This is a genomic window from Oxalobacteraceae bacterium OTU3CINTB1, from assembly GCA_024123955.1.
Lineage (GTDB): Bacteria > Pseudomonadota > Gammaproteobacteria > Burkholderiales > Burkholderiaceae_D > Rugamonas.
The window spans coordinates 5,954,801-5,981,513 of sequence record CP099652.1; the positions used below are offsets into that span (position 1 = coordinate 5,954,801).

The 26,713-nt window shown below is 65.3% G+C and carries 26 protein-coding genes; 12 read left to right on the forward strand and 14 right to left on the reverse strand.

The features are described from left to right. Nucleotides 1-10 precede the first annotated feature (10 nt). Nucleotides 11-1,468, reverse strand: coding sequence for an NAD-dependent succinate-semialdehyde dehydrogenase (locus tag NHH73_25770; protein ID USX25937.1), 1,458 nt, complete (start codon nt 1,466-1,468; stop codon nt 11-13). A 99-nt stretch (nt 1,469-1,567) separates the two neighbouring features. Further along, nucleotides 1,568-2,176: a TetR/AcrR family transcriptional regulator gene (locus tag NHH73_25775; GenBank protein ID USX25938.1), complete on the reverse strand. Its 609-nt coding sequence runs from the start codon at nt 2,174-2,176 to the stop codon at nt 1,568-1,570. Between the two features lie 114 nt (nt 2,177-2,290). On the opposite strand from NHH73_25775, the gene NHH73_25780 reads away from it, so the two are divergent. The 3 genes from NHH73_25780 (at nt 2,291) to NHH73_25790 (ending at nt 4,238) form a co-directional block, all read left to right on the forward strand. Then, nucleotides 2,291-2,500, forward strand: a complete 210-nt coding sequence (locus NHH73_25780) for a DUF2945 domain-containing protein (GenBank protein USX25939.1) — start codon at nt 2,291-2,293, stop codon at nt 2,498-2,500. 92 nt (nt 2,501-2,592) lie between these two features. Next, the gene (locus tag NHH73_25785; protein ID USX25940.1) at nt 2,593-3,534 is read left to right on the forward strand and encodes an NAD(P)-dependent alcohol dehydrogenase; all 942 of its coding nucleotides are present in this window, start codon (nt 2,593-2,595) and stop codon (nt 3,532-3,534) included. A 2-nt stretch (nt 3,535-3,536) separates the two neighbouring features. Beyond that, nucleotides 3,537-4,238, forward strand: coding sequence for a YafY family transcriptional regulator (locus NHH73_25790; GenBank protein USX25941.1), 702 nt, complete (start codon nt 3,537-3,539; stop codon nt 4,236-4,238). 18 nt (nt 4,239-4,256) lie between these two features. Here the strand turns inward: NHH73_25790 and NHH73_25795 are convergent, their stop codons facing one another. Further along, a complete protein-coding gene (locus NHH73_25795) occupies nt 4,257-5,162 on the reverse strand; it encodes an AraC family transcriptional regulator (protein USX25942.1) in 906 nt (301 codons plus the stop codon). Nucleotides 5,163-5,386: 224 nt separating this feature from the next. Between NHH73_25795 and NHH73_25800 the strand changes: the two genes are divergently transcribed. After that, nucleotides 5,387-7,597: a xanthine dehydrogenase family protein molybdopterin-binding subunit gene (locus tag NHH73_25800; protein ID USX25943.1), complete on the forward strand. Its 2,211-nt coding sequence runs from the start codon at nt 5,387-5,389 to the stop codon at nt 7,595-7,597. Nucleotides 7,598-7,617: 20 nt separating this feature from the next. Here NHH73_25800 and NHH73_25805 read toward each other — a convergent pair whose 3' ends face one another. After that, nucleotides 7,618-8,547: an AraC family transcriptional regulator gene (locus NHH73_25805; protein USX25944.1), complete on the reverse strand. Its 930-nt coding sequence runs from the start codon at nt 8,545-8,547 to the stop codon at nt 7,618-7,620. 168 nt (nt 8,548-8,715) lie between these two features. On the opposite strand from NHH73_25805, the gene NHH73_25810 reads away from it, so the two are divergent. The 4 genes from NHH73_25810 (at nt 8,716) to NHH73_25825 (ending at nt 13,612) form a co-directional block, all read left to right on the forward strand. Then, entirely contained in the window at nt 8,716-9,765 is a 1,050-nt protein-coding gene (locus NHH73_25810) for an NAD(P)-dependent alcohol dehydrogenase (GenBank protein USX25945.1), read from the forward strand. A gap of 118 nt (nt 9,766-9,883) precedes the next feature. Next, a complete protein-coding gene (gene katG, locus NHH73_25815) occupies nt 9,884-12,127 on the forward strand; it encodes a catalase/peroxidase HPI (GenBank protein ID USX25946.1) in 2,244 nt (747 codons plus the stop codon). Between the two features lie 114 nt (nt 12,128-12,241). Then, on the forward strand, nt 12,242-12,622 hold the full coding sequence (locus NHH73_25820) for a carboxymuconolactone decarboxylase family protein (protein USX25947.1): 381 nt from the start codon (nt 12,242-12,244) through the stop codon (nt 12,620-12,622). Between the two features lie 54 nt (nt 12,623-12,676). Then, a complete protein-coding gene (locus NHH73_25825; protein ID USX25948.1) occupies nt 12,677-13,612 on the forward strand; it encodes a LysR family transcriptional regulator in 936 nt (311 codons plus the stop codon). 9 nt (nt 13,613-13,621) lie between these two features. On the opposite strand, the gene NHH73_25830 is transcribed toward NHH73_25825, so the two are convergent. Further along, on the reverse strand, nt 13,622-14,545 hold the full coding sequence (locus NHH73_25830; protein USX25949.1) for a LysR substrate-binding domain-containing protein: 924 nt from the start codon (nt 14,543-14,545) through the stop codon (nt 13,622-13,624). A gap of 111 nt (nt 14,546-14,656) precedes the next feature. On the opposite strand from NHH73_25830, the gene NHH73_25835 reads away from it, so the two are divergent. Both NHH73_25835 and NHH73_25840 read left to right on the forward strand, forming a co-directional pair. After that, nucleotides 14,657-15,433 carry an SDR family oxidoreductase gene (locus NHH73_25835; protein ID USX25950.1) on the forward strand — a complete coding sequence of 259 codons (777 nt, stop codon included), beginning with the start codon at nt 14,657-14,659 and terminating at the stop codon, nt 15,431-15,433. 10 nt (nt 15,434-15,443) lie between these two features. After that, nucleotides 15,444-15,848 (forward strand): nuclear transport factor 2 family protein, encoded by a 405-nt coding sequence (locus NHH73_25840; GenBank protein USX25951.1) that lies wholly within the window; start codon nt 15,444-15,446, stop codon nt 15,846-15,848. Nucleotides 15,849-15,867: 19 nt separating this feature from the next. Here the strand turns inward: NHH73_25840 and NHH73_25845 are convergent, their stop codons facing one another. From NHH73_25845 to NHH73_25865, 5 genes are read right to left on the reverse strand one after another with little or no spacing between them, the layout of a single operon-like run. Continuing rightward, the gene (locus NHH73_25845) at nt 15,868-18,057 is read right to left on the reverse strand and encodes a xanthine dehydrogenase family protein molybdopterin-binding subunit (protein USX25952.1); all 2,190 of its coding nucleotides are present in this window, start codon (nt 18,055-18,057) and stop codon (nt 15,868-15,870) included. Nucleotides 18,058-18,061: 4 nt separating this feature from the next. Further along, nucleotides 18,062-19,021, reverse strand: coding sequence for a xanthine dehydrogenase family protein subunit M (locus tag NHH73_25850; protein ID USX25953.1), 960 nt, complete (start codon nt 19,019-19,021; stop codon nt 18,062-18,064). After that, the gene (gene paoA / locus NHH73_25855) at nt 19,018-19,659 is read right to left on the reverse strand and encodes an aldehyde dehydrogenase iron-sulfur subunit (GenBank protein ID USX25954.1); all 642 of its coding nucleotides are present in this window, start codon (nt 19,657-19,659) and stop codon (nt 19,018-19,020) included. Before paoA ends, NHH73_25850 begins: the two co-directional genes overlap by 4 nt. A 56-nt stretch (nt 19,660-19,715) precedes the next feature. Then, the gene (locus tag NHH73_25860) at nt 19,716-20,105 is read right to left on the reverse strand and encodes a cyclophilin-like fold protein (protein USX25955.1); all 390 of its coding nucleotides are present in this window, start codon (nt 20,103-20,105) and stop codon (nt 19,716-19,718) included. 35 nt (nt 20,106-20,140) lie between these two features. Further along, the gene (locus tag NHH73_25865) at nt 20,141-21,340 is read right to left on the reverse strand and encodes an MFS transporter (protein USX25956.1); all 1,200 of its coding nucleotides are present in this window, start codon (nt 21,338-21,340) and stop codon (nt 20,141-20,143) included. A 164-nt stretch (nt 21,341-21,504) separates the two neighbouring features. Here NHH73_25865 and NHH73_25870 point away from each other — a divergent pair, with 164 nt between their 5' ends. Continuing rightward, complete coding sequence (locus NHH73_25870) at nt 21,505-22,398, forward strand: LysR family transcriptional regulator (GenBank protein ID USX25957.1); 894 nt, start codon at nt 21,505-21,507, stop codon at nt 22,396-22,398. A 237-nt stretch (nt 22,399-22,635) separates the two neighbouring features. On the opposite strand, the gene NHH73_25875 is transcribed toward NHH73_25870, so the two are convergent. The 4 genes from NHH73_25875 to dkgB all read right to left on the reverse strand — a co-directional run bounded on the left by NHH73_25875 (nt 22,636) and on the right by dkgB (nt 25,715). Beyond that, entirely contained in the window at nt 22,636-23,385 is a 750-nt protein-coding gene (locus NHH73_25875; protein ID USX29711.1) for a Fic family protein, read from the reverse strand. 35 nt (nt 23,386-23,420) lie between these two features. Further along, entirely contained in the window at nt 23,421-23,807 is a 387-nt protein-coding gene (locus NHH73_25880; GenBank protein ID USX25958.1) for a hypothetical protein, read from the reverse strand. 126 nt (nt 23,808-23,933) lie between these two features. Next, nucleotides 23,934-24,869: a cyclase family protein gene (locus NHH73_25885; protein USX25959.1), complete on the reverse strand. Its 936-nt coding sequence runs from the start codon at nt 24,867-24,869 to the stop codon at nt 23,934-23,936. Between the two features lie 42 nt (nt 24,870-24,911). Continuing rightward, the gene (gene dkgB / locus NHH73_25890; protein USX25960.1) at nt 24,912-25,715 is read right to left on the reverse strand and encodes a 2,5-didehydrogluconate reductase DkgB; all 804 of its coding nucleotides are present in this window, start codon (nt 25,713-25,715) and stop codon (nt 24,912-24,914) included. A 101-nt stretch (nt 25,716-25,816) separates the two neighbouring features. On the opposite strand from dkgB, the gene NHH73_25895 reads away from it, so the two are divergent. After that, nucleotides 25,817-26,713, forward strand: a complete 897-nt coding sequence (locus tag NHH73_25895; GenBank protein ID USX25961.1) for a LysR family transcriptional regulator — start codon at nt 25,817-25,819, stop codon at nt 26,711-26,713.

Here is a 26,713-nt window from a genome sequence, read left to right on the forward strand (position 1 = left end):
TGTTGTTCGGTTACAGGCCGCCGAGGCTGACATATTTGAGATGGAGGTATTCGTCGATGCCCTGGGTCGCGCCTTCGCGGCCGATGCCGCTGTCCTTGACGCCGCCGAACGGCGCGACTTCGGTCGTCACCAGTCCTTCGTTGACGCCGACCATGCCGCTCTCCAGCGCACGCGACAGGCGGAATACCCGCGACAGGTTCTGGCTGTAGAAATAGGCGGCAAGGCCGAACGGAGCGGCATTGGCCGCGTCCACCGCTTCCTGTTCGTGCCCGAAGCGGAACAAGGCGGCCACAGGGCCGAAGGTCTCCTCGTGCGCGATCAGCATATCGGCAGTGGCATCCGCGATGACGGTCGGTTCGAAGAAGGTGCCGCCGAGCGCGTGGCGCCGGCCGCCGGACAGAATCCGTCCACCCTTGGCCACCGCGTCGGCGATATGCGCCTCGACCTTTGCAACCGCCGCCTCATTGATCAGCGGCCCCTGCTGGACGTCGGCGCTGAAACCGTTGCCGACCTTGAGCGCGGCGACCCTTTCAGTCAGCCGGCGCGCGAATTCGTCGTAGACGCCGTCCTGCACATAGAAGCGATTAACGCAGATGCAGGTTTGCCCGCTGTTGCGGAACTTGGCGGCGACGGCGCCGTCCACCGCGCGGTCGATGTCGGCGTCGTCGAAGACGATAAAGGGCGCGTTGCCGCCCAACTCCAGCGACAACTTCTTCATCGTCGCGGCCGATTGCTGGTACAGCAGTTTGCCGATCCGGGTCGAACCGGTGAAGGTAAGCTTGCGCACCCGCGCATCGGCCACCAGTTCGCCGCCGATGGCCGCCGCGTCGCCGGTGACGACGTTGACCACCCCGGCCGGCACCCCGGCCGCCTCGGCCAGCACGCCCCACAGCAAACCGCAATACGGCGTCAGCTCCGACGGCTTGACGACGATGGTGCAGCCGGCTGCGAGCGCCGGAGCGACTTTGCGCGCCAGCATGGAGAACGGGAAATTCCAGGGCGAGATGGCGCCCACCACGCCGACCGGTTCGCGCGTCACCAGGATCTGCCGGCCCTGCCACGGCGACGGGATGATCTCACCGTTGATGCGGCGCGCCTGCTCGGCGAACCACTGGATGTAATCGGCGCCGAGCTTGATTTCCGCGCGCGCCTCGGCCAGCGGCTTGCCCTGCTCCAGGGTCAGCATGGCCGCCAGATCGTCCAGATTGGCGCGCACCGTGGCGGCCATTTTCTGGAGCACATCGGCCCGTTCGTTGGCGGTGGTCATCGACCATGACGCAAACGCGGCGTGCGCGGCGTCGATGGCGCGCCGGGTGTCGGCCGCGCCCGACCAGGCGATCGAGCCGAGAGCCGTCCCGGTGGCGGGATCGTTGACGCCGTGGACGGCGCCGTCGGCGGCGGCGACCCATGCGCCGCCGATGAAGTTGGTCTCACGCAGCCAACCCGAGGACTTGATATGTTCCAGCATCGCATAACCTTTCTGTGTTCAAGAATGCTAGTAGACTAGTCGTCTAGTAAACCGTCAAAAAAAAAGCATTTCAACTGAAATGCCTTGTAACTGCCCCGCTCAAACAGGGGGTAAATGCAAAATCTGCTTTGTGGTCCGCAGTGCGGACTCGAACGGAGTTGTGTCCCGCACGATCTTCACCATCACGCTGGCGCCCAGCCACAGTTGATACAGGCTGCTCGCCGTATCCTGGACGTCGCCGTCGATGGACAGCGATCCCTCGGCCACGCCGGCTTCGATCGCGCCGGCCAGCCTGCCGACGATGCCTGCGGTGCCGCGTTTCATCGACAAGCGCATCGCCTCCGACAAGTCCGCCACTTCCGCGCCCAGCTTCACGGCCAGGCACTTGCCCTGGCAATCGTAGAACGATTGCGAGTTCTGCCACGCCTGCCAGTAATTCATCAGGCGCTGCGCCATCGTCAAACCGGACTGGCCGAGCGTGGCGTCCATGTCGGCCAGATAGTCCTCGAAGTACGCTTCGAGCATCGCCTCGCCAAACGCGTCCTTCGACCCGAAGTAATGGTAGAAGGAACCCTTGGGCACGCCGGCCGTGGCCAGGATCTCGTTCAGGCCGACGGCCGAAAAGCCCTTGCCCGCCATGATGCGCTGGCCGGTGGCCAGGATGTTCCCGCGAACATCGACGTTCTCTGAGGTGTGTGTTGTGCCCATGAACGTCACTATAACACAACTAGACCAGTCGTCTACAGTTTTTTTGGGCGGTAACGTACGCGGGGATGAGACGAACCATGATCCAATCGGCGAACACTCAAACAGGGAGGCGGTATGGCGAACGATTTGAAGGCGGGCGACAAGGTGCAGTGGAACTCGCCGCAGGGCGTGGTGCATGGCAAGGTCAAGAAGAAGCTGACCTCCCCCACCCACATCAAGGGGCACGAGGTGGCGGCGTCGAAGGAACATCCCGAGTATCTGGTTGTCAGCGACAAGACTGGCGCCGAAGCCGCGCACAAGGCGGAGGCGCTGAAAAAAGTATGATTTGCTTTCCTCGCCGGCTCAGCATGGTGCCATAATCTGGCACCATGGCGCTCTACACTGGATCTCTTTTACACCAAACAAGAGATTCCACCATGAGCACGATGAAACGACTTCAATATCACCAGTACGGCGGCCCGGAGCTGATGCGGCTTGAACACTTCGACCTGGGCGCTCCGGGCAAGGGAGAAGTGGCGATTCGGGTGCACTTCGCCGCCATCAACCCGATCGACTGGAAACTGCGCCAGGGCGTGATGAAGCTGATGACAGGACAAAAATTCCCGCGCGCCATGGGCTTCGACTTTTCGGGCATGGTCATCGCCGTGGGTCCGGACGTGACGCGTCTGCAGCCCGGCGACGCCGTGTTTGGCCTGGCACGCTTCAAGGAGAGCGGCGCGCTGGGCCAGGCGCTGATCACCAAGGAACTATTCGTGGCCAAAAAACCCGAGGACGTCTCCTTCGAGGACGCCGCCTGCCTCGGCACGCCTGGCATGACGGCCTGGGGCAGTTTGATGGACAAGGCCAAACTGGCCGCCGGCCAGCGCGTGTTCATCAACGGCTGCGCCGGCGCCGTGGGCGAAGCGGCCGTGCAGGTGGCGCGCATGCACGGCGCCACGGTGGCCGGCAGTTGCGGCGCGGCAGACATCGAGCGCATGCGCGCGCTCGGCGTGCAAACCGTGTACGACTACCGCACCATCGACCTGTCGGCGATCAGGGGGCGCTACGATGTCGTCATCGACACCGCCGAGAAATTGACCGTCGAGCAAGCGATGGGCCTGCTGAACAAAACCGGTGTCTTCCTGGACCTGCATCCGACGCCGGGAAAATTTATTCGCGCGCTGTTCAACCGCCGGCTCAAGCCCGTCGTCGGCGCGCCGCGGTTCGAGACGCTCGACAAGCTGGCGCGCGCCGCCAGCGAAGGCAAGCTCCGCCTGCCGATCGGCCGCGTTGTGCCGCTGGACGCGGCGGCCGACCTGATCACGCAGCTGGAGGCCGGTCTGAAAGCCGGCGGCAAATGCCTCGTTAAAATGGAGTAATCGTGTCACGCAGCGAAAGACTATTCGATCTCATGCAGGTTTTACGCCGCCATCGCGGCACGGTGGCCGGCGCCGTGCTGGCGCGCGAGGTCGGCATATCGATCCGCACCTTGCGGCGCGACATCGTGACCCTGCAAAGCATGGGGGCCGATATCGATGGCGAACCGGGCGTCGGCTACATCCTGCGGCCGGGATTTTTGCTGCCGCCGCTGTCGTTCACCGCTGAAGAAATCCAGGCGCTGGTGGCCGGCGCCCAATGGGTCAGCCGCCAGACCGACGACGGCCTGGCGCACGCCGTGCAAAACGCGCTGGCCAAGATCGACGCGGTGCTGCCGCCGGACATGCGGCGCGCCCTGAACGACAACACGCTGTATATCAGCCGCCAGCCGGACAATCCCGCCGGCCTCGACCTGGCCCGCGTGCGCGCGGCGATACGCGAGCAGCGCAAAATGCGCGTGCTCTACACCGGCGAGGACGGCAACGCATCGGAGCGCGTCATCTGGCCCATCATCCTCGGTTTCATCGACGCGCAACGCTTCATCGCCGCGTGGTGCGAGTCGCTGGGCGACTTCCACATGTTCCACGCCGCGCGCGTGGTGAAGGCGGAATTCCTGGACGAGCCCTACGAGGCCAGCCGCCGGCAACTGGTCAAGGAATGGCACACACGCGCCAAACTGCATTGCAACCGGTCCGATTGCGCCTGATGGCGCCGGCCGCCACGCCTACAGCGCGCCGCCCTGGTCGCGCAGCGCGCGCACGTCGCGCATCGGCGACAGCCCGAACACGCGGCTGTATTCCCGATTGAACTGGCTGGCGCTCTCGTAGCCCACCTCGAAGGCGGCGCTGGCGGCGTCCAGGCCGTCGATCAGCATGCGGCGGCGCGCCTCCTGCAAGCGCAGCTGCTTTTGATATTGCAGCGGGCTCATCGACGTCAGCCGGCGGAAATGGTAGTGCAAGGTCGACACGCCCATGCCGGCCAACGCCGCCAGGTTTTCCACCCGCAAGGCCTTGGTGAAGTTGGCGCGGACCCACGCCACCGCCTTGGCGGTACGGTGGCTGTGGTCGCCGTTGGTGGCGATCGCGCGCAGCCGGCTTCCCGCCTCGCTTTGCAACACACGGTAGATGATTTCCCGCTGCAGCAGTTCACCCAGGAAAGCCGCGTCGCGCGGCGCATGCAGCGCGTCGACCAGCCGGCCGAAAGCGCCGATGAGGTCGGCGGTCGCCTCGCCTGTCTCCATGCCGAAGGAATCGCTCCCCGTTCGTGCAGCGGCGGGCTCGGTGCCGGCGATCACCTCTGCCACCAACCGCATGTCCAGCGCCAGCCGCAGGCACATGTACGGCACCGCCTCGCTGGCCTCGATCACCTGGCTGGTGACCGGCAGTTCGATCGAGGTCAGCAAAAAACGCGAGCGGTCGTAGACGAAGGTGTTGGTCCCCAGATGCACCTGCTTGCGGCCCTGCACCACCAGCGCGATGCTGGGCGTGTAGGTGATCGGCAGCGGCTGCGTGGCGGCCGTATGGCGATACAGGGTCAGCGGCGAAATGACGGTGGGGTTTTCCATCGACGACGCGAACGGCGCGCACTTGCGCGCCAGCTCGTCGCAGAGCGCGTCGAGCGATTTTTCCACTGATGAGCCAGATGACAAAGTGAGCCTCCCTGTTTTCGTTTCGATGATACCGAGTGCGGGTGGCAACTGGCTAGCGGAACCTGCGCGACCAGAGTATCAGGCAATCAATCTAGAGGAACGGGATACCGTCGAGCCCGGCGAGCCGTCACACTGATCCCGACGCTCAAGGCCGCCCTGGCCACCGCACGCTGCACGATCCCCGCCGATGGCGGAAAGGCCACCTCATGAAATTCGATAAACCCGCCACCACCAACCCGATCGACCAGTTGCGCGTGGTCGGCAAGCCGGTCGACCGCGTCGAAGGCCTGCTCAAGGTCACCGGCACCGCCACCTACGCCTACGAGCAGCACGCGGCGGCGCCCGGCGCGGCCTACGGCTACGTGCTGGGCGCGGCGATCGCCAAGGGCCGCATCGACGGCATCGACACCGCCCGCGCCAAGGCCGCGCCGGGCGTGCTGGCGGTGGTCACCGCCGACAATGCCGGCAAGCTCGACAGGGGTGAATTCTATGCCGACCGCGCGCTGGCCGGTCCCGCCGTCGACCACTATCACCAGGCGGTCGCGCTGGTGGTGGCCGAGACCTTCGAGCAGGCGCGCGCGGCGGCCGGCTTGATCGATGTGCGCTACACGCGCAGTCCCGGCGCCTTCGACCTGGAGGCCGCGAAGGACGGCGCGCAGCCGCCGAAGCCGGGCAAGTTCATGCCGCCGGCGCAAACCGGCATCGGCGATTTCGCCGGCGCCTACGCCGGCGCGGCGGTCAAGCTCGACGCCACCTACACCACGCCCGACCAGGCCCACGCGATGATGGAGCCGCACGCCACCATCGCCGCTTGGGACGGCGACCAGCTGACGTTGTGGACCGCAATCCAGCAGGTCAACTGGGGCAGGCGCGACCTGGCCAAGACGCTCGGCATCGCCGTCGAAAATGTGCGTTTGGTGTCGCCGTACATCGGCGGCGGCTTCGGCGGCAAGGGCACGGTCTTGTGCGACGCCGTGCTGGCGTCGCTGGGCGCGCGCGCCGCCAAACGCCCGGTCAAGGTGACGCTGCAGCGTCCCCTCATGTTCAACAACGTCACCCACCGGCCGGCGACGATACAGCGCATCCGCATCGGCGCCACGGCGGCGGGCGACATCGTCGCCATCGGTCACGAGAGCTGGTCGGGCAATATCGCCGGCGGGCGTCCGGAAGCGGCCACCGCCCCCACCCGATTGCTGTACGCGGGCGCCAACCGCATGACGCAGCTCAAACTGGCGCAGCTGGACCTGGCCGAAGGCAGCGCCATGCGCGCGCCGGGCGAGGCGCCGGGCATGATGGCGCTGGAAATCGCCATGGATGAAATGGCCGAAAAGCTCAAGATCGACCCGGTTGAATTCAGGGTCCGCAACGATACGCAGGTCGATCCGGAAGACCCGAAACGTCCGTTCTCGCAGCGCCAGCTGATCGCCTGCCTGACCACCGGCGCGGAGCGTTTCGGCTGGAGCCGGCGCCCCGAGCATCCGGCCAGCCGGCGCGACGGCCGCTGGCTGATCGGCTACGGCGTGGCCGCCGCCATCCGGGGCGCGCCGGTCATGGCCTCGGGCGCGCGCGTGCGCCTGGACAAGCGCGGCGTGGTGACGGTGGAAACCGACATGACCGATATCGGCACCGGCAGCTACACCATCATCGCGCAGACCGCCGCCGAGATGATGGGCGTGGCGCTCGACCAGGTGGTGGTGCGCCTGGGCGACTCGCGCTTTCCGGAGTCGGCCGGTTCCGGCGGCCAGTGGGGCGCGGCCTCGTCGACGGCCGGCGTCTACGCAGCCTGCGTCCAGCTGCGGGAGGCGGTGGCCAGACAGTTCGGCTTCAACGTGGCCGACGCCACCTTCGCGCAAGGACAGGTCAAATGGGGCGGGCGCAGCGTGGCCTTGCAGTCGGCCGCGCGCGAACGCGATCTGGTGGGAGAGGACAAGATGGAGTACGGCGACCTGGCCAAGCGCTTCGCCCAGCAAACCTTTGGCGCGCACTTCACCGAGGTGGCGGTGGACGCGTACACCGGCGAGATCCGCATCCGGCGCATGCTGGCCGTATGCGCGGCGGGACGCATCATCAACCCGAAGACGGCACGCAGCCAGATCATCGGCGGCATGACGATGGGCGCCGGCGCCGCGCTGATGGAGGACATGGTGGTCGACAAGCGCGTCGGCTACTTCGTCAACCATGACCTGGCCGGCTACGAGGTGCCGGTGCACGCAGACATCCCGCACCTGGACGCCGTCTTCCTCGACGAAGCCGACGCCACCGCCGGCCCATTGAAGGCCAAAGGAGTGGGCGAACTGGGAATCAGCGGCGTGGCGGCGGCCATCGCCAACGCCGTGTACAACGCCACCGGGATACGGGTGCGGGAATATCCGATCACGCTGGACAAGTTGATCGGCGAGTTACCGAAGGTGGCGTAAAAGAGGGCTTAAAGCGCGGGCTACACGCCCTCGCCGGCCCGGCCGCGCATCTCCATGATGTCGCGCTTGGGCGATAGCCCGTAAAGGCGGCTGTACTCGCGGCTGAATTGCGACGGGCTTTCGTAACCCACCTTGTAGGCCGCGCTGGCCGCGTCCAGGTGCTCGTTGAGCATCAGGCGCTTGGCCTCGTTCAACCGGAGCCACTTCTGGTACTGCAAAGGACTCATGGCCGTGAGCTGCCGAAAATGCTGGTGGAACGTCGTCGCGCTCATCTGCACCCGCGCGGCCAGTTCCTCGACGCGCAGCGACTGCGTGAAATTCGATTTCAGCCAGTCGATCGCCTTGGTGATGCGGTGCCCCTGGCTGTCCACCGCCGTGATGCGCCGCAGGCGCGCAGCCTGGTCGCCCCGCAGCAGGCGGTAGTAAATCTCGCGCTGTATCAACGGCGCGATCACCGGAATGGCCTGCGGATCGTCCAACAGCGCCAGCAGCCTTTCGAGCGGCGCCAGGATATCGGTCGTCACCGCGCCGATGCCGACACCGCCGCCGGCGCTCGCCACATCCGGGGCCGGCAAGCCGCCCTGGGCGATCAGTTCCGCCAGCGCGCGCATATCGAGCTTCAACATCAGCCCCACGCAAGGCTGCTCCGCGCTGGCCGTCAGCACCTCCGATCCGCCGGGCAAATCGAGCGACGTCACCAGCAGCCGCGAACTGTCATATAAATATCCTTCGCCGCCGACCCACAATCGCTTGGCCCCCTGCGCGACGAACACGATGCACGGCTCGATCATGCAGACCGTCGGCGGCGCGACCTCGTCACGCCGGAAAAACCGCAGGTGCGGAATCGCCGTCTCGAAGTCTCCGGTGCCGCTTAGCCGGCTTTTAATCATGCGGGCCACCGCCTGTTGATGCGCGCCGCGCGGCGCCGCCATGTCGTCTGTCGATCTCATTTCCGCTCACTTCCTCCTGGTGTGGATTCTAGCTTCCGGGCCGGCCATTGCCTATCAAAACACCGGGTCAACGCTGGATCGGGCAAGAATTCCGGCGGAACGGGCTACCGATTGAACGCCCGGACACGGAAAATGTCCATCTGTTCAAACGCACCAAGGAGTCATACCATGCAAGTACAAGCCTACGGCGCCCACGCCGCCGACAAGCCGCTCGAATCGCTGGCCATCACCCGCCGCGCGCCGGGCGCCCACGACGTCCTGATCGACATCGCTTTTTGCGGCATCTGCCACTCGGACCTGCACCAGGTGCGTTCCGAATGGGCCGGCACCCAGTACCCATGCGTGCCGGGTCACGAGATCGTCGGCCGCGTGTCGGCGGTCGGCGCGCACGTCACCAGTCATCAGGTCGGCGACCTGGTCGGCGTCGGCTGCCTGGTCGACAGCTGCCAGCATTGCGCCGAGTGCGAAGACGGCCTGGAAAACTATTGCGACGGCATGGTCGGCACCTACAACTTCCCGACGCCGGACGCGCCGGGTTGGACTTTGGGCGGCTACTCGGAAAAAATCGTCGTGCACGAGCGCTTCGTGCTGAAGGTGCGCCATCCCGAGGAACAGTTGGCCGCCGTCGCGCCGCTGCTGTGCGCCGGCATCACCACCTATTCGCCGCTGCGCCACTGGAACGCCGGTCCCGGCAAGAAAATCGGTGTTATCGGCATCGGCGGCCTCGGCCACATGGGCATCAAGCTGGCCCACGCGATGGGCGCCCATGTGGTGGCCTTCACCACCTCCGACTCAAAACGCGAGGCGGCGATCCAGCTGGGCGCCGACGAAGTGGTGGTGTCGAAAAACGCGGATGAAATGGCGGCCCACGCCAAGAGCTTCGACTTCATCCTCAACACGGTGGCGGCGCCGCACGACCTCGACGCCCTGCTGGTGCTGCTCAAGCGCGACGGCACCATGGCCCTGGTGGGCGCGCCGGCGACGCCGCATCCGTCGCCCAACGTCTTCAATCTGATCATGAAGCGGCGCTCGATCGCCGGCTCGATGATCGGCGGCATCCCGGAAACCCAGGAGATGCTGGACTTCTGCGCCGAGCATGGCATCGTCGCCGACATCGAACTGGTGCGGGCCGACCAGATCAACGACGCCTACGAGCGTATGCTCAAGGGCGACGTCCGCTATCGCTTCGTGATCGATACCGCCACCCTGGCGGACTGATCCATAAATCCCTCCCGATTGGGAGGGTGTCCCGCCAATCTTTTAATCTTTTAAGCAATCTCTTGCGAAACGGGAATATGATGGCGTGGCCATCCCCTAACCGATCAGGAGTCCCCGCATGAGCAACGAGAATCACGCAGCAAAATGTCCATTCAGCCAGGCCACCGGCGCCGGCACCGCCAACGCCGACTGGTGGCCCGACCAGCTGCGCCTGGACCTGCTGCTGCAGCACTCGGCCAAGTCCGACCCGATGGGCGCGAATTTCGACTACGCCAAGGAATTCAGCAGCCTCGACCTGGCGGCCGTCAAGCAGGACCTGGCCGCGCTGATGACCGACTCGCAGGACTGGTGGCCGGCCGATTTCGGCCACTACGGCGGCCTGTTCATCCGCATGGCCTGGCACAGCGCCGGCACCTACCGCATCGGCGACGGTCGCGGCGGCGCGCGCCGTGGCCAGCAACGTTTCGCGCCGCTCAACAGCTGGCCCGACAACGTCAGCCTGGACAAGGCGCGCCGCCTGATCTGGCCGATTAAACAAAAATACGGCCGCAAGATCTCGTGGGCCGACCTGATGATTTTGACCGGCAACGTCGCGCTCGAAACGATGGGCTTCAAGACGCTCGGTTTCGGCGGCGGCCGGGTCGACACGTGGGAACCGGACCAGGACGTCTACTGGGGCCGCGAGACCACCTGGCTGGCCGGCGACGTGCGCTACGCCCACGGCAGCGACGGCGTGGCCAAGGCCGGCGGCGTGCTGGTGACCGACGACGACGCCGATGGCGACGTCCACAGCCGCAACCTAGAGAACCCGCTCGGCGCGGTGCAGATGGGCCTGATCTACGTGAATCCCGAAGGCCCGGACGGCAACCCCGATCCGGTGCTGGCCGCGCGCGACATCCGCGACACCTTCGCCCGCATGGCGATGAACGACGAGGAAACCGTGGCCCTGATCGCCGGCGGCCACAGCTTCGGCAAAACGCACGGCGCGGCCCCGGCCGACAACGTCGGCGCAGAACCGGAAGGCGCGGACATCGCCGCCCAGGGCTTCGGCTGGCACAACAAGTTCGGCACCGGCAACGCCGGCGACACCATCACCAGCGGCCTGGAAGTGACCTGGACCAAGACGCCGGCGCAGTGGAGCAACGACTTCTTCGAGCACCTGTTCGGCTTTGAATGGGAACTGACCAAGAGCCCGGCGGGCGCGCACCAGTGGGTCGCCAAGGGCGCCGAGGCGACCATCCCGCACGCGCACGATCCGTCGAAAAAACTGCTGCCGACGATGCTGACGACCGACCTGTCGCTGCGCTTCGATCCCGCCTACGAAAAAATCTCGCGCCGCTTCCTGGCCAACCCGGCCGAATTCGCCGACGCCTTCGCGCGCGCCTGGTTCAAGCTGACCCACCGCGACATAGGACCGAAGGCGCGCTACCTGGGACGGGAAGTGCCGGCCGAAGACTTCATCTGGCAGGACCCGGTGCCGGCGGTCGACCATCCGCTGGTCGACGCGCAGGACATCGCCGCGCTCAAGGCGCAGATCCTGGCCTCGGGCCTGACCGTGCCGGAGCTGGTATCGACGGCCTGGGCGTCCGCCTCGACCTATCGCGGCTCGGACCTGCGCGGCGGCTCGAACGGCGCGCGCGTGCGCCTGGCGCCGCAGAAGGACTGGCCAGTCAACCAACCGCAACAACTGGCCAAGGTGCTGGCCAAGCTTGACGGCATCCAAAGCGCGTTCAACGCCGGCGGCAAGCGCGTGTCGCTGGCCGATTTGATCGTGCTGGCCGGCGCGGCCGGCATCGAGCAGGCGGCCAAACAGGCCGGCGCCGCCGTGGTGGTGCCGTTCACGCCGGGCCGCACCGACGCCACGCAGGAGCAGACCGACGCCGAGTCGTTCGAAGCGATGGAGCCGTTCGCCGACGGCTTCCGCAACTTCCAGAAGGAGCGCTATGCGGTGCCGGCGGAGGCGATGCTGGTCGACCGCGCGCAGTTGCTGACCTTGACCGTGCCGGAACTGACCGCCCTGGTCGGCGGCCTGCGCGTGCTGGGCGCGAACGTGGACTCCTCCAGGCAGGGCGAGTTCACCACGCGCATCGGCACCTTGAGCAACGACTTCTTCGTCAATCTGCTCGACATGGCCACGGTGTGGGCGCCGACCTCGCGCGCGGCGGACGCCTTCGAGGGCCGCGACCGTAAAACCGGCGCCGTCAAGTGGAGCGCCAGCCGCGCCGACCTGGTGTTCGGGTCGAACGCGCAACTGCGCGCCGTCGCCGAAGTCTATGGCAGCGCCGACGGCCAGCAGCAGTTCATCGGCGATTTCGTGGCCGCCTGGACCAAGGTGATGAACCTGGGCACCGGCCTGGCCTGACCCCGCCGGAACCGGAGCGGCCGCGATACCTAAAACGCATCACGAAAATGGTATTGGCGGCCCCTCCGGTGCTTGCCTACACTGCCCGGGGTAACCAACCGAGGGAGTGTATTCATGAGTAATGAACGTTATGAGCGGGGCTTGGCCAAGCTCAAGGAGATCGATGGCTTGGCCGGTGAGAAAGTCATCGACAGCCTCAAGGACATCGCCCCCGATTTCGCCCGCCTGCTGATCGAGTTTCCGTTCGGCGACATCTATTCGCGCCCGGGCCTGGACCTGAAGGTGCGCGAGCTGGCCGTCGTCGCCGCCCTGACCGCGCTGGGCAACGCGGCGCCGCAGCTGAAGGTGCATATCCACGGCGCCCGCAACGTCGGCTGCACGCAGGACGAGATCGTCGAGATCATCATGCAGATGGCCGTCTACGCCGGCTTTCCCGCCGCGCTCAACGGCCTGTTCGCGGCCAAGGAAGTGTTCGCCGAAGAAGCCGCGTCATGAGAGATGTTTCTTACATTACAATTACCCATCCAAACTTTGTCACCTCTTTCCTATATGGCGCTGCGATTCAAGCTGAGACAGCTGGAGATGTTCCTCGCGCTGGCGGAGACGTTGAATTTCAGGGAAGCGGCCGTGCGCCTGCACATGACGCAGCCGCCGTTGAGCCGTCAAATCCAGGAACTGGAGACAGCGCTGGGGGCGCAATTGCTGCACCGCTGCAATCACGGCGTGACCCTGACCCAGGCCGGGGAAACGCTGGTGAAAGAGGCGTCCGAACTATTGCGCGCCTGCGAAAAAATGGCGCAGCGCTTCCACGCGGGGGTGGAAAAGCCGGAGGGACGTTTGGAGATCGGTCTGACAACGGTGGTCGATACGGAAAGGTTCACCCAGATACTGCCGCTGTTGCAGTCGGACATACCGAATCTGGAGATCGACTTCAAGCGGCAAACCTCGATGAAATCGGTGCGGGATATTCACCATAACCGGCTCGACGCCGCCGTCATTGGAATGCCGTCGAAAATCAGCGATTTGACCGTTCAGCACCTTTACCGCGATCGCTTTTGCGTGGCGCTGGCCAAAGGACACCGCCTGGCCAATAAAAAGGCGGTATCGCTGGCGGACTTGAATGAAGAGGTTTTATTTTGGTTCAGGCGCGAACTGAATGCCGGCTTTTACGACTATTGCGAAGAATTATTTAAAAAAATCCAATTCTCGCCGCAGCGCATTCCGGAGCCGGCCGATCACCATGTGCTGTTGAGTATGGTCGCCAATCACGGCGGTATCGGCCTAATCCCGCAATCGCTGAAAAAGATCCGCCATCGCGGCGTGGTGTTTCGGGAGTTGAAGGAAAACGACCTGCTGTTCATCGATATCGGCATCGCTTACAAGGCCGCGTCCGCCAATCCGATGCTGTTGTTACTTATACAGAAGCTGGTGGGATATTTCGGCAGCGAGGCCGCCACCGCCAAGGCCGGCGCTGTCGCCGGCTAGCGCCGCCGGTCAAGCCGCCGACAAGCTGCGCGCCAACCCCTGGTGCTCAAACGCCGCCACCACGAAATCGACGAATGCCCGCGTCTTGGCAGGTAATTGCGTGCGGCTGGGGTAATACAGCGAGATCATCCCCGCATCGACGTACCACGCCGGCAGCAGCCGCACCAGCGTGCCTTGCCGCAGCGCCTCCAGCACATCGGACATCGCCAGCACCGCCACGCCGACGCCCATGACCGCCGCCGCGCACACTGCCTGCGGATCGCTCAGCACCGCCAGCGGGCGCAATTCCAGCCCCGCCTCCTCCCCCGCGCCGTTACGCATGGTCCAGTCGCGCAAGCGGCCGCTTTGCAGGAAGCGCATGCCGATGGCGCCGGCATCGGCCAGCTCGCCCGGGTGGGACGGGACGGCGCGCCCGGCCAGCCACGACGGCGCGGCCACCGCCACCAGATGCGCCGGCGCCAGCGGGCGCGCCACCACGCCGGGATTGAGGGGGAAGCCGCCGCCGATGGCGGCATCGTAGCCCTCGCCGATCAGGTCGACCTGGCGGTTCTCCAGATGCCATTCCGGCCGTATGCCGGGATAGCGCGCCAGGAACGCCGGCAGCTGCGGCAGCACGTAACCGATGCCGAAGTTGGGCGCCAGGCTCAGCTTCAGAATGCCGGTCGGCGCCTGCTGTTCGGTCGAGACGTCGGCCAGCGCCGCTTGCAGGCCATCGAGGTTGGCGCCGATGCCGGTCAGCAGGCGCTCGCCGGCCTCGGTCAGGTGCAGCCGCCGCGTCGAGCGCTGGAACAGGCGCGCGCCCAGATTCTTTTCCAGCATGGCGACATTGCGGCTGACCGCCGCCGGCGTCAGGCCGAGCCGCCGCGCCGCTTCCGAAAAGCTGGCCGCTTCGGCCGCCCGCACAAAACATTCGAGATTGCTGAGAGTTTCCATATCCGAATCTTATACCAATACTTGAAGATATTTAAAGCTATTCAGCACTAATCAAAGGGGAATTAAAAGCGGATAGTAAACCCATCGACAAACCACTTGAAGGAAAACACCATGAACACCACCACCAACACCATCGTCTCCCGCCTGCCGCTGCAAGGCAAAGTCGCCATCGTCACCGGCGGTTCGCGCGGCATCGGCGCGGCCATCGTCAAACGCCTGGCCCGCGACGGCGCCAAGGTCGCCTTCAGCTATGCCGCCTCGCCGGACCGCGCCAACCAGGTGGTGGGCGAAGTCGAGGCGCTGGGCGGCCAGGCGCTGGCCATCCGCGCCGACCAGGCCAAGGGCAACGAGGTGTCCGCGATGGTCAAACAGGCGCACGCCCATTTCGGCCGCCTCGACATCCTGGTCAATTCGGCCGGCGTGTTCGTCACCGGCAAGGTGGACGATCCGGAGGCCGACCTGGCCGGCTTCGAGCGCCAGATCGACGTCAACGTCAAAGGCGTCACCGCCGCCGTGCGCGCCGCCGCGCCCTTGATGGCCGACGGCGGCCGGGTGGTCTCGATCGGCACCACCGGGGCCGATCGCATCGCCTTCCCAGGCGTGGCGGACTATGTCGCCTCGAAGGCGGCGGTGGCGGCCTACACCCGGGGCTGGGCGCGCGACCTCGGTGCGCGCCAGATCACCGTCAACGTGATCCAGCCAGGCGCCATCGACACCGAAATGAATCCGGATAGCGGCGCCTTCGCCGAGACGCTGAAAACCATGGCCGCACTGGGCCGCTATGGCCGGCCGGAAGAAATCGCCGCCGCCGTCGCGTTCCTGGCTGGCCCGGACGCCAGCTACATCACCGGCGCGACCCTGAACGTCGACGGCGGCCAGATCGCCTAAGGAGAAGAACATGAACACCAACCAAACCAACGGCCCGGTGCAGATCGCCGAAACCTTCTTTGCGCACTGGAGCGCCAACCGCATCGACGCGGCGCTGGCGATGTTGTCCGAGGACGTCCTGTACGACAATGTGCCGTTCCCCGACATCGTCGGCCGCGCCGGCGTCGAAGCCTTCCATCGCGGCTTCGGCATCGGCACCGACTTCCGGGTCGACTGGCAGGTGCGGCATATCGCGGCGACCGACAACGTCGTCCTCAACGAGCGGATCGACATCTTCCGCCACAAGAACGGCGGCGCCATCACCTTGCCGGTCATGGGCACGGTGACGGTCGAAAACGGCGAGATCACCGTTTGGCGCGACTACTTCGATCCGGCCGATTTCGAGCGCCAGCTAAAACACGCGATCGGGGAATGACGTTGAAATACGTCGGGGTTTATACGGGAGGCAGGCCTGGCAGAAGCTTGTCCAGCGTGACCGGATAATTCCTTACCCGCACGCCGGTGGCGTTGTAGACCGCGTTGGCGATCGCCGCGCCGACGCCGCACAGACCGAGCTCGCCGACGCCCTTGGCCTTCATCGGCGACGACAGCGGGTCGGTCTCGTCGAGGAAGATCACCTCCTGCTTGGGAATGTCGGCATGTACCGGCACCTCGTAGCCAGCCAGGTCGTGGTTGACGAAGAAACCGGCTCGCTTATCGACCACCAACTCCTCCATCAGCGCCGAACCCACACCCATCGTCATCGCGCCGATCACCTGGCTGCGCGCGGTCTTCGGATTGAGGATGCGGCCCGCCGCGCACACGGCCAGCATGCGGCGCACGCGTACCTCGCCGGTGGCCGCGTCCACGCCCACCTCGACGAAATGGGCGCCGAACGTCGATTGCTGGAATTTCTTATCCAGGTCGCCAAACTCCATGCTGTCCTCGGCGACGATCTCGCCGCTTTCCGCCGCCCGACCCAAGGGCGCGGAGCGCGCGCCGACGCGCACCTGGCCGTCGGCGAACAGCGCCTCGCCGGGGCCCAGGTCCAGGCGCTGGACCACCGCCTCGCGCAGCTTGACGCAAGCCGCGTAGACGCCGGAGGTCGAGCAGTTGGCGCCGAACTGGCCGCCGGAGCCGGACGACACCGGGAACGCCGAATCGCCAAGGCGCACGCTGACCTTGTCCATGCCCACGCCCAGCATCTCCGCCGCGGTCTGCGCGATGATGGTGTAGCTGCCGGTGCCGATGTCGGTCATGTCGCTTTCCACCGTCACTCGACCGTCTCGGTCGAGCCGAACGCGCGCGCCGGATTTCAACAACAGGTTGTTGCGGAACGCGGCCGCCACGCCCATGCCGACCAGCCAGCGGCCATCGCGCGTCTTGCCCGGTTGCGCCTGGCGGCTCTTCCAGCCGAAACGCTCGGCGCCGGTGCGCAAGCATTCGATCAAGCTGCGCTGCGAAAAGTGGCGGTCCTTCTTTTCCGGATCGACCTTGGTGTCGTTGATGATGCGGAAGCGCACCGGATCGATTTTCAGCTTCTCGGCCATTTCGTCCATCGCGATCTCCAGCGCCATCAGACCAGGCGCCTCGCCCGGCGCGCGCATGGCGTTGGCCTCGGGCAGATCGAGCAGCGCCAGGCGCGTGGCGAGCATGCGGTTGGCGCCGGCGTACAGCAGGCGGGTTTGCTGCACCGCGTCCTCCGGGCTGCCGCCGGGCAGGTTGCCGGTCCACGTCTCGTGGCCGATCGCGGTGATGGCGCCGTCGCGCGTCGCCCCGATGCGGATGCGCTGGATGGTCGATGCCCGGTGCGTGGTATTGTTGGCGATGAACGGGCGGCTCAGCGCCACCTTGACCGGCCGCTTGGCCGCGCGCGCGCCCAGCGCGGCCAGCACGGCGTCCGCGCGCAGGAACAACTTGCCGCCGAAGCCGCCGCCGATAAACGGCGACACCAGGCGCACCTTCTCCTTCGGGATCCCCAGCGTGGTGGCCAGGTCGGTGCGGGTCCAGTCGATCATCTGGTTCGAGGTCCACACGGTCAGTTGGTCGCCGTCCCACGCCGCGATCGACGCATACGGTTCCATCATCGCGTGCGTGTTGCCCGGCGTGGTGTATTCGGCGTCCAGACGCACCGGCGCGTCGGCGTAGGCGCCGGCGAAATCGCCGATGGCCGGCGGTGCGTCCTTGGTCAAGGTGGCGGAACCCTTGACGGCGGCCAGATCGTACTTCCCTTTTGTTTCGGCGTATTTGACCTTGACCAGCTGCGCGGCCGAGCGGGCCTGCTCGAAGCTCTCGGCCACCACCAGCCCGATGGCCTGGTGATAGTGCTCGATGTCCGGCCCGCCCAGCAGCTTGGCGGTATTGAAGTTGCCCTTGCCTAGCTTGCCCGCCGATTCGGCGGTGACGATGGCGATCACGCCGGGCGCGCGGCGCGCCTCGGCCAGGTCCATCGATTCGATGCGGCCCTTGGCGATGGCCGCGCCGACGACGCAGCCATAGGCGGCGTTGGGCGCGGCCTTGTGCTGCTCGTACGCGTAGGTGGCCGCGCCGGTGGTTTTGAGCGCGCCGTCGATGCGGTTGTGCGGGCGGCCGACGACCTTGAGCTGGTCGATCGGATTGGTGGTGGCGGCTTTATCGAATTTCATGGCATTACCCTTTCTTCGCGTCGGCCAGCATGGCGGCGAGCGTGCGTTGCACCAACGGGATCTTGAAGGCGTTTTCCTCGGTCGTGCGCGCGCCTTGCAGCAGGCGCCCGGCCACCGCGCCGGCGCCGCGCGGCAGCAAGCGGTCGGCCTCCTCCACCCGCCACGGCTTGTGGGCGACGCCGCCGACTGCCACCCGTCCGCTGCCGTCGCGCTGCACCACCAGCGCCACCGACACCAGCGCGAACGCATACGAGGCGCGGTCGCGTACCTTGTGGTACAGGTGCTGCCCGCCGAGCGGCTTGGGCAAGGTGACGGCGGTGATCAATTCCCCCGGCAGCAGCGCCGTTTCGATGTGCGGCGTGGTGCCGGGCAGGCGATGGAAGTCGGCGATCGGAATTGTGCGCACAGCGCCGCCCGGCCGCACCGTCTCGACCTGCGCGTCGAGCAGGCGCATGGCGATCGCCATATCGCTCGGGTGGGTGGCGATGCAGGCGTCGCTGGCGCCGATGATGGCGTGCGAGCGGCTAAAGCCGCCGATGGCGGAACAACCGCTGCCCGGGCGGCGTTTGTTGCATGCCTGGTTGGTGTCGTAAAAATAGGGGCAGCGGGTGCGCTGCAGCAGGTTGCCGGCGGTGGTGGCCTTGTTGCGCAACTGCGCCGAAGCCCCCGCCAGCAACGCGCGCGAGAGCACGCCGTAGTCGCGCCGCACCGTCGCGTCGGCCGCCAGCTCGGTGTTGCGCACCAGCGCGCCGATGCGCAGGCCGCCGTCGGCGGTCGGTTCGATCTTGTCGAGGCCGGGGCCGATGCCGTTGATGTCGACCAGATGCGCCGGCGTTTCGATCTCGAGCTTCATCAGGTCGAGCAGATTGGTGCCGCCGGCGATGAAGCGGGCGCCCGGCACGGTGGCCGCCGCGACGGCCGCCTCCACTGCCGTCGCGGCGCGCTGATAGGTGAAGACCTTCATGACGCACCTCCCACTTCGACGATGGCGTCGAGGATGTTGGCGTAGGCGCCGCAGCGGCAGATGTTGCCGCTCATGCGCTCGCGGATCTCGTCGGCGCTGAGCAGCGGATGCACGGTCAGCGACGGGCTGACATGGCTCGGGATGCCCTGCTTGATTTCGTCGAGCACGGCGATCGCGGAACAGATTTGTCCCGGCGTGCAGTAGCCGCACTGGTAGCCATCGTGCTTGATGAACGCCGCCTGCATCGGATGCAGCTTGTCCTGCTGGCCCACGCCTTCGATGGTGGTGACTTGCGCGCCCTCGTGCATCACCGCCAGGGTAAGGCAGGAGTTGATGCGGCGGCCATCGACCATCACCGTGCAGGCGCCGCACTGACCGTGATCGCAGCCCTTCTTGGTGCCGGTCAGGTGCAAGTGCTCGCGCAGCGCGTCGAGCAAAGTGGTGCGCGTGTCCAGGTTCAGCGTATGCGGCTTGCCGTTGACGCGCAACGACACCTTTGTGATGAAGGGAGCGTTACTGAAATCGGTGGCCGCGCGCTCCTGGGCATGCGCCAGGGGCACGGCCACCGCCGTCGCCGACATCGCGCCGGCGATCAATAGCTCGCGCCGGGTTATCTTGATCTCGCTGGAATTGTCCATGGGGTTCCGATCTGTCTTTGTTCAGGTGAATAAGCGTGGAGAAATACGTGGCGGCGCTAATCGGCCAGCTCGATTCTTACATTGAGGTCGCCCGCGCGCTTGAACGCGACCAAGCCGCTATCGATGCGTCCCAGCGGGATCAGTCCCGGCGAGTAGGCGAAATCCTTGTAGTAGAAGGCCAGGTTGCCCCAGGGCGCGTAGTAGGCGATGGTTCCCACCGTCGGCGTGGCGCCGGCCGGCGCACCCGCGGTTGATAATTTTCGATCCAGGTAGACGATTTTCTCGGTGCTGGCATAGTCGCCGAGCGTCAGCGTCAGCGGCAACCTGGAGATGAAGTCGCGTGTGGTCGGGTTGTCCACCAGGGTCGCGACGACGACCTGCCCGTCCACGGTCATCCTGATTTTTTGGGCATGCGCGGCGCGGCCCGCCATAAGAGCCATAGTCATGGTTATCGAAGAAAAGAATAGGGTGTGCGATCGCATCAGGCATTCCCGCGTGGTTTCAGACGTCCGCCATTGCCGACAATGATCGACGAAGCCGCGAGCATCGCGGCGCCGCCGATCAGGGTGGCCATGATCGACAGGTGGTCCAGCAGCACGCCGCCAAGCGCGGCGCCGAGCATGATCGCCAGCTGAATCGCCGCGACCAGCAGGCCGCCGCCGCTCTCCGGCTCGTCGGCGATGCCCTTGCTCAGCCAGGTCGACCACGCCACCGGAATGGCCGCGTTCAGCGCGCCCCAGGCGATCAGCGCGATCCCCACCGCCCACAACACATGGCCGACGGCCAGCAGCGCCAGCGTGACGGCGCCCAGCGCCAACGGCAGCCAGCGCAGCAAGCCATACAGGTGGCTGCCCAGCATCACCGTCGCGGCGTAGGTGCCGAGAAAACCGGCCGCGCCCAGACCGAGCAACAGCATCGACAGCTGCGGCACCGTCACGCCCGTGTAGGCCTCCAGGAAGGGTCGCAGGTAGGTGAACGTGGCGAAGGCGCCGGCGAACGACAGCATCACCCCGGCCATGCCGAACGCCACGTTCGGGCGCTTGAGCAGGCCGAGGACCCTGCGGACCGGATTGGCGGCCTGCGGCGGCATGGACGGCAAGCTGATCCACTGCCACACCAGGTTGGCGACGACGAACGGCGTCAACGCCCAGAACGTGCCGCGCCAGCCGATGATGGCGCCAAAATAGCTGCCGATGGGCGCGGCGAACGCCGCCGCGACGGCGTTACCCGTGTACATCAAGCCGAGTGCCTTGGGAATTGACTCGGCTGGAACCAGGCGCATCACCGTGGCCGTGGCCAGCGCCCAGAATCCGCCCACGGTGATGCCCAACAGGGAGCGCGCCACCATCAGCACGGCGAAGTTCGGCGCGCAGGCGATCAGCACCAGCGAGGCGAGCATCACGCCGGTCAGCGCCATGAGCACGTGGCGGCGGTCGAAGTGGCTGGCGATCGAAGGAATAAGCAGGCTGGTCACCACCGCGAACAGGCCGGAGATCGAAATCGCCTGGCCGGCCATGCCTTGCGTGGCGCCCAGGTCGCTGGCGATGGGCGTCAGCAGGCTGACGGGCATGAACTCGGAGGCGATCAGCAGCGCCACGCACATGGCCATGGCGCCGACCGCGCTCCAGGCGGGCTGGCCGGTGAAAGTCTGCTTCGGTAGGGAGCTGCTGGCGATGTTCATAGTTCTTGTCCTTCCAAACCCAATCGGGCATGGTAGCGGCATTGACGGCCCCGCGCGCCATGCGGTTTTGCTAGGGTTTATGCAGGAAAATCATCAATCGCGCCACTCCGGCCGACGTCGTGCAACTGCTAGAATGCAAGATCACCCCACCCGGAAGCGACCCCATGGCCCGCGAAAACATCAACGACATTCTTGTGTTTCTCGAGGTGGCGCGCGAGCGCAGTTTCACGCGCGCGGCCGCCAAACTGGGCATGTCGCAGTCGGGGCTGAGCCACATCGTGCGCGGGCTGGAGGCGCGCATGGGCGTGCAACTGCTGGCGCGCACCACCCGCAGCGTCGCCCCGACCGAGGCCGGCGAACGGCTGATGGAGACCGTGGCGCCGCGCTTCGCCGAGATCGAGGCGGAGATCGCCGCCATCAGCGACCTGGGTGGCAGTCCGGCGGGCCTGATCCGCATCACCGCGATTGACCACATCATCGACAGCGTGCTGTGGCCGCGCGTGGCCCACCTGCTGCCGCAATACCCGGACCTGCGCATCGAGATCAACTCCGACTACCGGATGCACGACATCGTGGCAGAGCGATTCGACATCGGCGTGCGCTGGGGCGACCAGGTGGAGCAGGACATGATCGCCGTGCGCCTGACGGCCGACGCGCCGATGGCGATCGTCGGATCGCCGGACTACTTCAAGCGCCGCGCGATACCCACCTCGCCGCAGGAGCTGTTACAGCACAACTGCATCACCTTGCGGCTGTCGTCCAACGGCGGCGTGTACGCCTGGGAGCTGTGCGACGGCGACAAACCGATCGAAGTAAAGGTCGGCGGCCAGGCCACCTTCAACAGCGCGTATCAAATGCTCAACGCGGCGGTGAGCGGCGTCGGCCTGGCGTTTGTGACGGCGGAAATCGCCGGGCCATACATCAGGGACGGACGGCTGGTCAGCGTGATGCAGGAGTGGTGCCGGCCGTTTCCGGGTTTGCACGCCTACTATCTGTCGAGACGCCATCCATCGCGCGCCTTCACGCTGGTCATCGACGCGCTGCGCTACCAGGGTTAAGTGAACGACGGATCACGCATTGGCGGATTACGCTGCGCTAATCCGCCCTACGTGGATCCTCCTTTATTTCAGCTACCAGGGCCCTGCCACGGCGACACGTAGGGCGGATTAGGCGGAACGCCGTAATCCGCCGTGTTAGCGCCGCCGGTGACTCCGCTATTCAGGTGAAGCGTAAAGAAGTTGGCCAGCTTATTGAACGGAATCAGCTTGGTCCGGTCATACGGATGACGCAGCAGATTAATCCAGAGGCATATCGGCTTCGGGATAAAGGTTTGGGAAAAGTATGCAGAGCGCGTCCAACGGCAGACCGAAACGCACCGGCCCGTAGGGGGAGTCGCTGACGATCAAGCCGTCGGAAAGTAGCTTCGAGAGCAGTGAGCGGGCGTTGCGCTCCCCCAGGCCGGTCATCTGTGCGAACTCGCCCCGGGAGACCGGCCCAAGCGCAAAAACATGACAGAGCGGAAGGATAGCTTCGCGCCTGATGCGCTTATCCAGTGCGGATCGCAGCGTGACCAGTGCCTCGATCCGCTGCTTTATTCCGTCGAGGGCGAGCATCTTGGCCATGAACGAAACCTGGTCCTCACAAATCCCAAGGAAGTACTGCACCCATTCCAGCAAACCCAGTGCGCTGAGATTTCCGCGCCCATCCAACGCGCCCATTCGTGGAGAGTCCGCATTATGCAGCGCTGCGTAATAAGCTTTGGTCGATCTGGCGAAACCGCGGCTCGGTGACCACAGGCCTGCGGAGAGCTCCCACAGCGCGCAGTGCGTTTGCAGCCGAGCCGCACGTCCATTTCCGTCCAAAAAAGGGTGGACCCAGGCCACGCGATGATGGGCACATGCCGCGCTGATCAGAACACCGTCCCAACTCCGCGATGATCCGTACACGTCGTCCAGCCTCTTTAGAAACGCCGACAGCGATGCCGCAGTGGGGGCGACGTGCATCCCCACCGTTACCTCGCGATCGCGGACCTGTCCAGGGATGATCAGCCCGCCTTCGTCGGAGAGCCGGTCATCCGCTTTCAGCCGTTGGTATATCGCGCGATGGCATCGATCAGAAATGCCGATGTCAACGCCGGGGTGTGCTTATCCGGTCCTTCCAATTCTTTTTCGGCATCAATGTGGGCGATGGCAATGCGCTGCAAGCGCGCCTCCGCAGGCCTATTTGAAAAGTCGTTTCGCAGGGCTCTTTCGATATTGCCGGGATGGGTACTCTGCCCCTCGATGCGATTGCTGTAAAACGAATTCATTTGCCTGACGAGCTCGCGCAATGATGCCCTTGTCGTTTCATGCACAGCCGATGTCAGCCTGACGGAAGACATCACGACGCGCTCGCCCAGAGGAGCAACCTCCTCCAGTTGGCGAGTGCTGAGCAACAGAGGCTCGAACTGATGTGGCGAATGGTACATTTCTGCCGCTTTTTTTGCCGCTTTAGTTTTACTGCAACCCTTTGATTATAGAAGTAATTTTAGAATTTTCCACTATTTTTTTAAATTTTTTCTGCCGCTTTTTTGCCGCGTCATTTTTTCGTGGTTTTAGCGGATCGCCACCGGATTGACGTTGACCTGCGTCGAGCCGACATACAGCGGCTGGCCCAGCACGAACATGAATTCCCAAGCCTGGTCGCGCACCAGGGCGCGGCTGTCGATCAGCTCCAGATTGTAGATGCCGCGCTTGGCCAGCATGAACTGGTTGACGGGGAACTCTTCTCCGCTCTTGTTCGGATACACCTCCGACGCCCACGTATCGCCGCCGAAGGCGACGATGCCCTGGTCGGCCAGCCACTGCGCCGCCTTCATGCCGATGCCCGGTTCCGTTTCGAGGAACTGCTTGTTGTCCTTGCCGATCAGTTCCAGCCAGCCGGTGTTGAACAGCACGACATCGCCCTTGCGCAAGGTGATGCCCTGCCGCTTGAGCACCGCCTGCAGGTCGGCCACGGTGAACTCGGTGCCGCCGGGGACGATCTCCTTGCCGTAGTGCTTGGTCATGTCCAGCACCACGCCGCGCGTGACCATCGGTGGCACCTTCTCGACGCCGAGCTTCTTGACGCCTTCGACGGTGACGAAGTCCGCCGCGCGGTTCCCGTTGTAGTAGACGTTGTCGATGCCGATGTGGCCAATGCCGTTGAGCTGCGTGCCGACGCCGGTCCAGGCCACCGCCAGCTCGTCGTTGAAGGTGAACTTGTTCGGTCCCATCGTCAAGCCGGCCTGCTCGCCCGGCTGGATGTTGTAGAGCTTGAAGCTGCGGTGGCGGAAGGCCGGCAAGTCTTTGCTGACCGGTACCGCCAGCGGATAGGTCTTGCCGGTTTTGACCAGCGTCGCGGCCTGGCGCACCACTTCCGGCGTCAGCAGGTTGGCGGCGCCGATTTCGTCCTTGGGGCCGTAGGCGGAGGGATACCAGTCGGCTGCGGTAGCGGCGCTTGCCGCCAGCGTGACGGCGGCGGCGAGTGCGATGTGTTTGAGGTCATTCATGGACGTTTCCTTTAAGAGGTGTTTGGAGCGAAACCGGTCGACTTAGTCCCAGGCTGGCGCCAGGCCATCGGGGCTGACTTCACGGCCATTGCGTTCCAGTGCGGCGATGCGCGCCAGGTCGTCGTCGGTCAGGCGCAGATCGCGCGCCAGGAGATTGCTCGCCAGGTTCTCCCGCTTGGTCGACGACGGGATCACCGAATAGCCCTGGCCCAGCGCCCACGCCAGCGCGACCTGCGCCGGCGTGGCGCCGTGACGTTGCGCGATGTCGTCGATGACAGGGTCTTTCAGCACCTTGCCGTAAGCGAGCGTCATGTACGAGGTGACGTGGATGCCCTGCTCCTGGAGGAAAGCGGTCAGCTGCCGGCTTTGCAGGTAGGGGCTCAACTCGATCTGGTTGGTGGCGATCGCCTCCTTTCCCACCGCCGCGATGGCCTCGCGGGTCAGCGCGATGTTGAAGTTGGAGATGCCGATTTGCCCCGTCAGACCTTGCGCCCTGGCCTCGGCCAGCGCTTGCATCGTTTCCGCCAGCGGCACGCCGTTGCCGGGCGCGGGCCAGTGGATCAAGGTCAGGTCGACATGGTCCGTGCGCAGCTTGGCGAGACTGTCCTTCAGGCTCGGAATCAGTTTGTCGGCTGCGTAGTTCGCGGTCCAGATCTTGGTGGTGACGAACAGCTGGTCGCGCGCGACGCCGGACTCCTCGATCGCTTGCCCGACATCGGCTTCGTTGCCGTAGATTTGCGCGGTGTCGATGGCGCGATACCCTACCTCAAGGGCGCTGCGCACCGAATCGACGGCAACCCGGCCCTGCAGGCGGAAAGTGCCGACGCCGAAAGATGGAATACTCATGTGGATCTCCTTGCGTGATAAATCGAAGACCCGAGTGTGCGCGCTTTATTCTCCTGAAAAAAGCCGCTAATCCGTGAAAGATATTTGATAATATGTAAAATATGAAAACGACACTCGATGAAATGCAGCTGTTCCTGGCCGTGGTGGACAATGGGTCGATCACGGCCGCCGCGGAGCAGTTGGGCCAGACCACCTCCGCCGCCAGCCGCACGCTCGGCAGGCTGGAGGAAAAGCTGCAAACCACCTTGCTGCGGCGGACCACGCGGCGCATGGAGCTGACCGAGGAGGGGTCGGCCTACCTGGACCGGGTGCGCGAGATCGTAGCATCGGTGGAGGCGACCGAGGAGCAGATGTCGGTGCGGCGCGATACGCCGGCCGGGCTGCTGCGCGTGGATGCGGCGTCGCCGTTCATGCTGCACGTGGTGGTGCCGCTGGTGCGCGGCTACCGCGAGCGCTATCCGCAGGTGGAATTGGAATTCAACAGCAACGAAGGCATCATCGATCTGCTGGAGCGGCGCACGGATGTCGCCATCCGCATCGGCGCGCTCAAGAACTCGACCTTGCATGCGACGCCGATCGGCAGCAGCAGGATACGGGTGCTGGCCACGCCGGACTATCTGGCGGCGCATGGCACGCCGAGGAAGGTGTCCGACTTGGCGCGCCATGCGCTGCTGGGGTTCAACCAGCCCGAGTCGCTGAACGACTGGCCGCTGCTGGACCACAACGGACAGCAGCTCCACATCGAGCCAACCATCCGCTCGTCGAGCGGCGAGACCTTGCGGCAGCTGGCGCTCGAGGGCGCGGGCATCGTCTGCCTGTCCGACTTCATGACGCGCGAGGACCGAAAAACCAAGCGGTTCAAGCAGGTGTTGGCGCAGCAGACCTTCGAGGTCCGCCAACCGATCAACGCGGTCTACTACCGCAATACCGCCCTGTCGTCGCGCATCAAGTCCTTCGTCGACTACCTGAAGCGCGCCTTGGGCGGCGGCTTCGAGTAG

Bases quoted from the DNA above. Each gene is read 5' to 3' on its own strand.
- NHH73_25835 (USX25950.1), top strand. From the start codon at position 14,657: ATGAACACCACCACCAACACCATCGTCTCCCGCCTGCCGCTGCAAGGC.
- NHH73_25870 (USX25957.1), top strand. From the start codon at position 21,505: ATGGCCCGCGAAAACATCAACGACATTCTTGTGTTTCTCGAGGTGGCG.
- NHH73_25840 (USX25951.1), top strand. From the start codon at position 15,444: ATGAACACCAACCAAACCAACGGCCCGGTGCAGATCGCCGAAACCTTC.
- NHH73_25845 (USX25952.1), bottom strand. From the start codon at position 18,057: ATGAAATTCGATAAAGCCGCCACCACCAATCCGATCGACCAGCTCAAG.
- NHH73_25780 (USX25939.1), top strand. From the start codon at position 2,291: ATGGCGAACGATTTGAAGGCGGGCGACAAGGTGCAGTGGAACTCGCCG.
- NHH73_25810 (USX25945.1), top strand. From the start codon at position 8,716: ATGCAAGTACAAGCCTACGGCGCCCACGCCGCCGACAAGCCGCTCGAA.
- dkgB (USX25960.1), bottom strand. From the start codon at position 25,715: ATGAGTATTCCATCTTTCGGCGTCGGCACTTTCCGCCTGCAGGGCCGG.
- NHH73_25860 (USX25955.1), bottom strand. From the start codon at position 20,105: ATGACTATGGCTCTTATGGCGGGCCGCGCCGCGCATGCCCAAAAAATC.
- NHH73_25805 (USX25944.1), bottom strand. From the start codon at position 8,547: ATGAGATCGACAGACGACATGGCGGCGCCGCGCGGCGCGCATCAACAG.
- NHH73_25880 (USX25958.1), bottom strand. From the start codon at position 23,807: ATGTACCATTCGCCACATCAGTTCGAGCCTCTGTTGCTCAGCACTCGC.
- NHH73_25785 (USX25940.1), top strand. From the start codon at position 2,593: ATGAGCACGATGAAACGACTTCAATATCACCAGTACGGCGGCCCGGAG.
- NHH73_25770 (USX25937.1), bottom strand. From the start codon at position 1,468: ATGCTGGAACATATCAAGTCCTCGGGTTGGCTGCGTGAGACCAACTTC.
- NHH73_25850 (USX25953.1), bottom strand. From the start codon at position 19,021: ATGAAGGTCTTCACCTATCAGCGCGCCGCGACGGCAGTGGAGGCGGCC.
- NHH73_25775 (USX25938.1), bottom strand. From the start codon at position 2,176: ATGGGCACAACACACACCTCAGAGAACGTCGATGTTCGCGGGAACATC.
- NHH73_25830 (USX25949.1), bottom strand. From the start codon at position 14,545: ATGGAAACTCTCAGCAATCTCGAATGTTTTGTGCGGGCGGCCGAAGCG.
- katG (USX25946.1), top strand. From the start codon at position 9,884: ATGAGCAACGAGAATCACGCAGCAAAATGTCCATTCAGCCAGGCCACC.
- NHH73_25885 (USX25959.1), bottom strand. From the start codon at position 24,869: ATGAATGACCTCAAACACATCGCACTCGCCGCCGCCGTCACGCTGGCG.
- NHH73_25820 (USX25947.1), top strand. From the start codon at position 12,242: ATGAGTAATGAACGTTATGAGCGGGGCTTGGCCAAGCTCAAGGAGATC.
- NHH73_25800 (USX25943.1), top strand. From the start codon at position 5,387: ATGAAATTCGATAAACCCGCCACCACCAACCCGATCGACCAGTTGCGC.
- NHH73_25825 (USX25948.1), top strand. From the start codon at position 12,677: ATGGCGCTGCGATTCAAGCTGAGACAGCTGGAGATGTTCCTCGCGCTG.
- NHH73_25865 (USX25956.1), bottom strand. From the start codon at position 21,340: ATGAACATCGCCAGCAGCTCCCTACCGAAGCAGACTTTCACCGGCCAG.
- NHH73_25895 (USX25961.1), top strand. From the start codon at position 25,817: ATGAAAACGACACTCGATGAAATGCAGCTGTTCCTGGCCGTGGTGGAC.
- paoA (USX25954.1), bottom strand. From the start codon at position 19,659: ATGGACAATTCCAGCGAGATCAAGATAACCCGGCGCGAGCTATTGATC.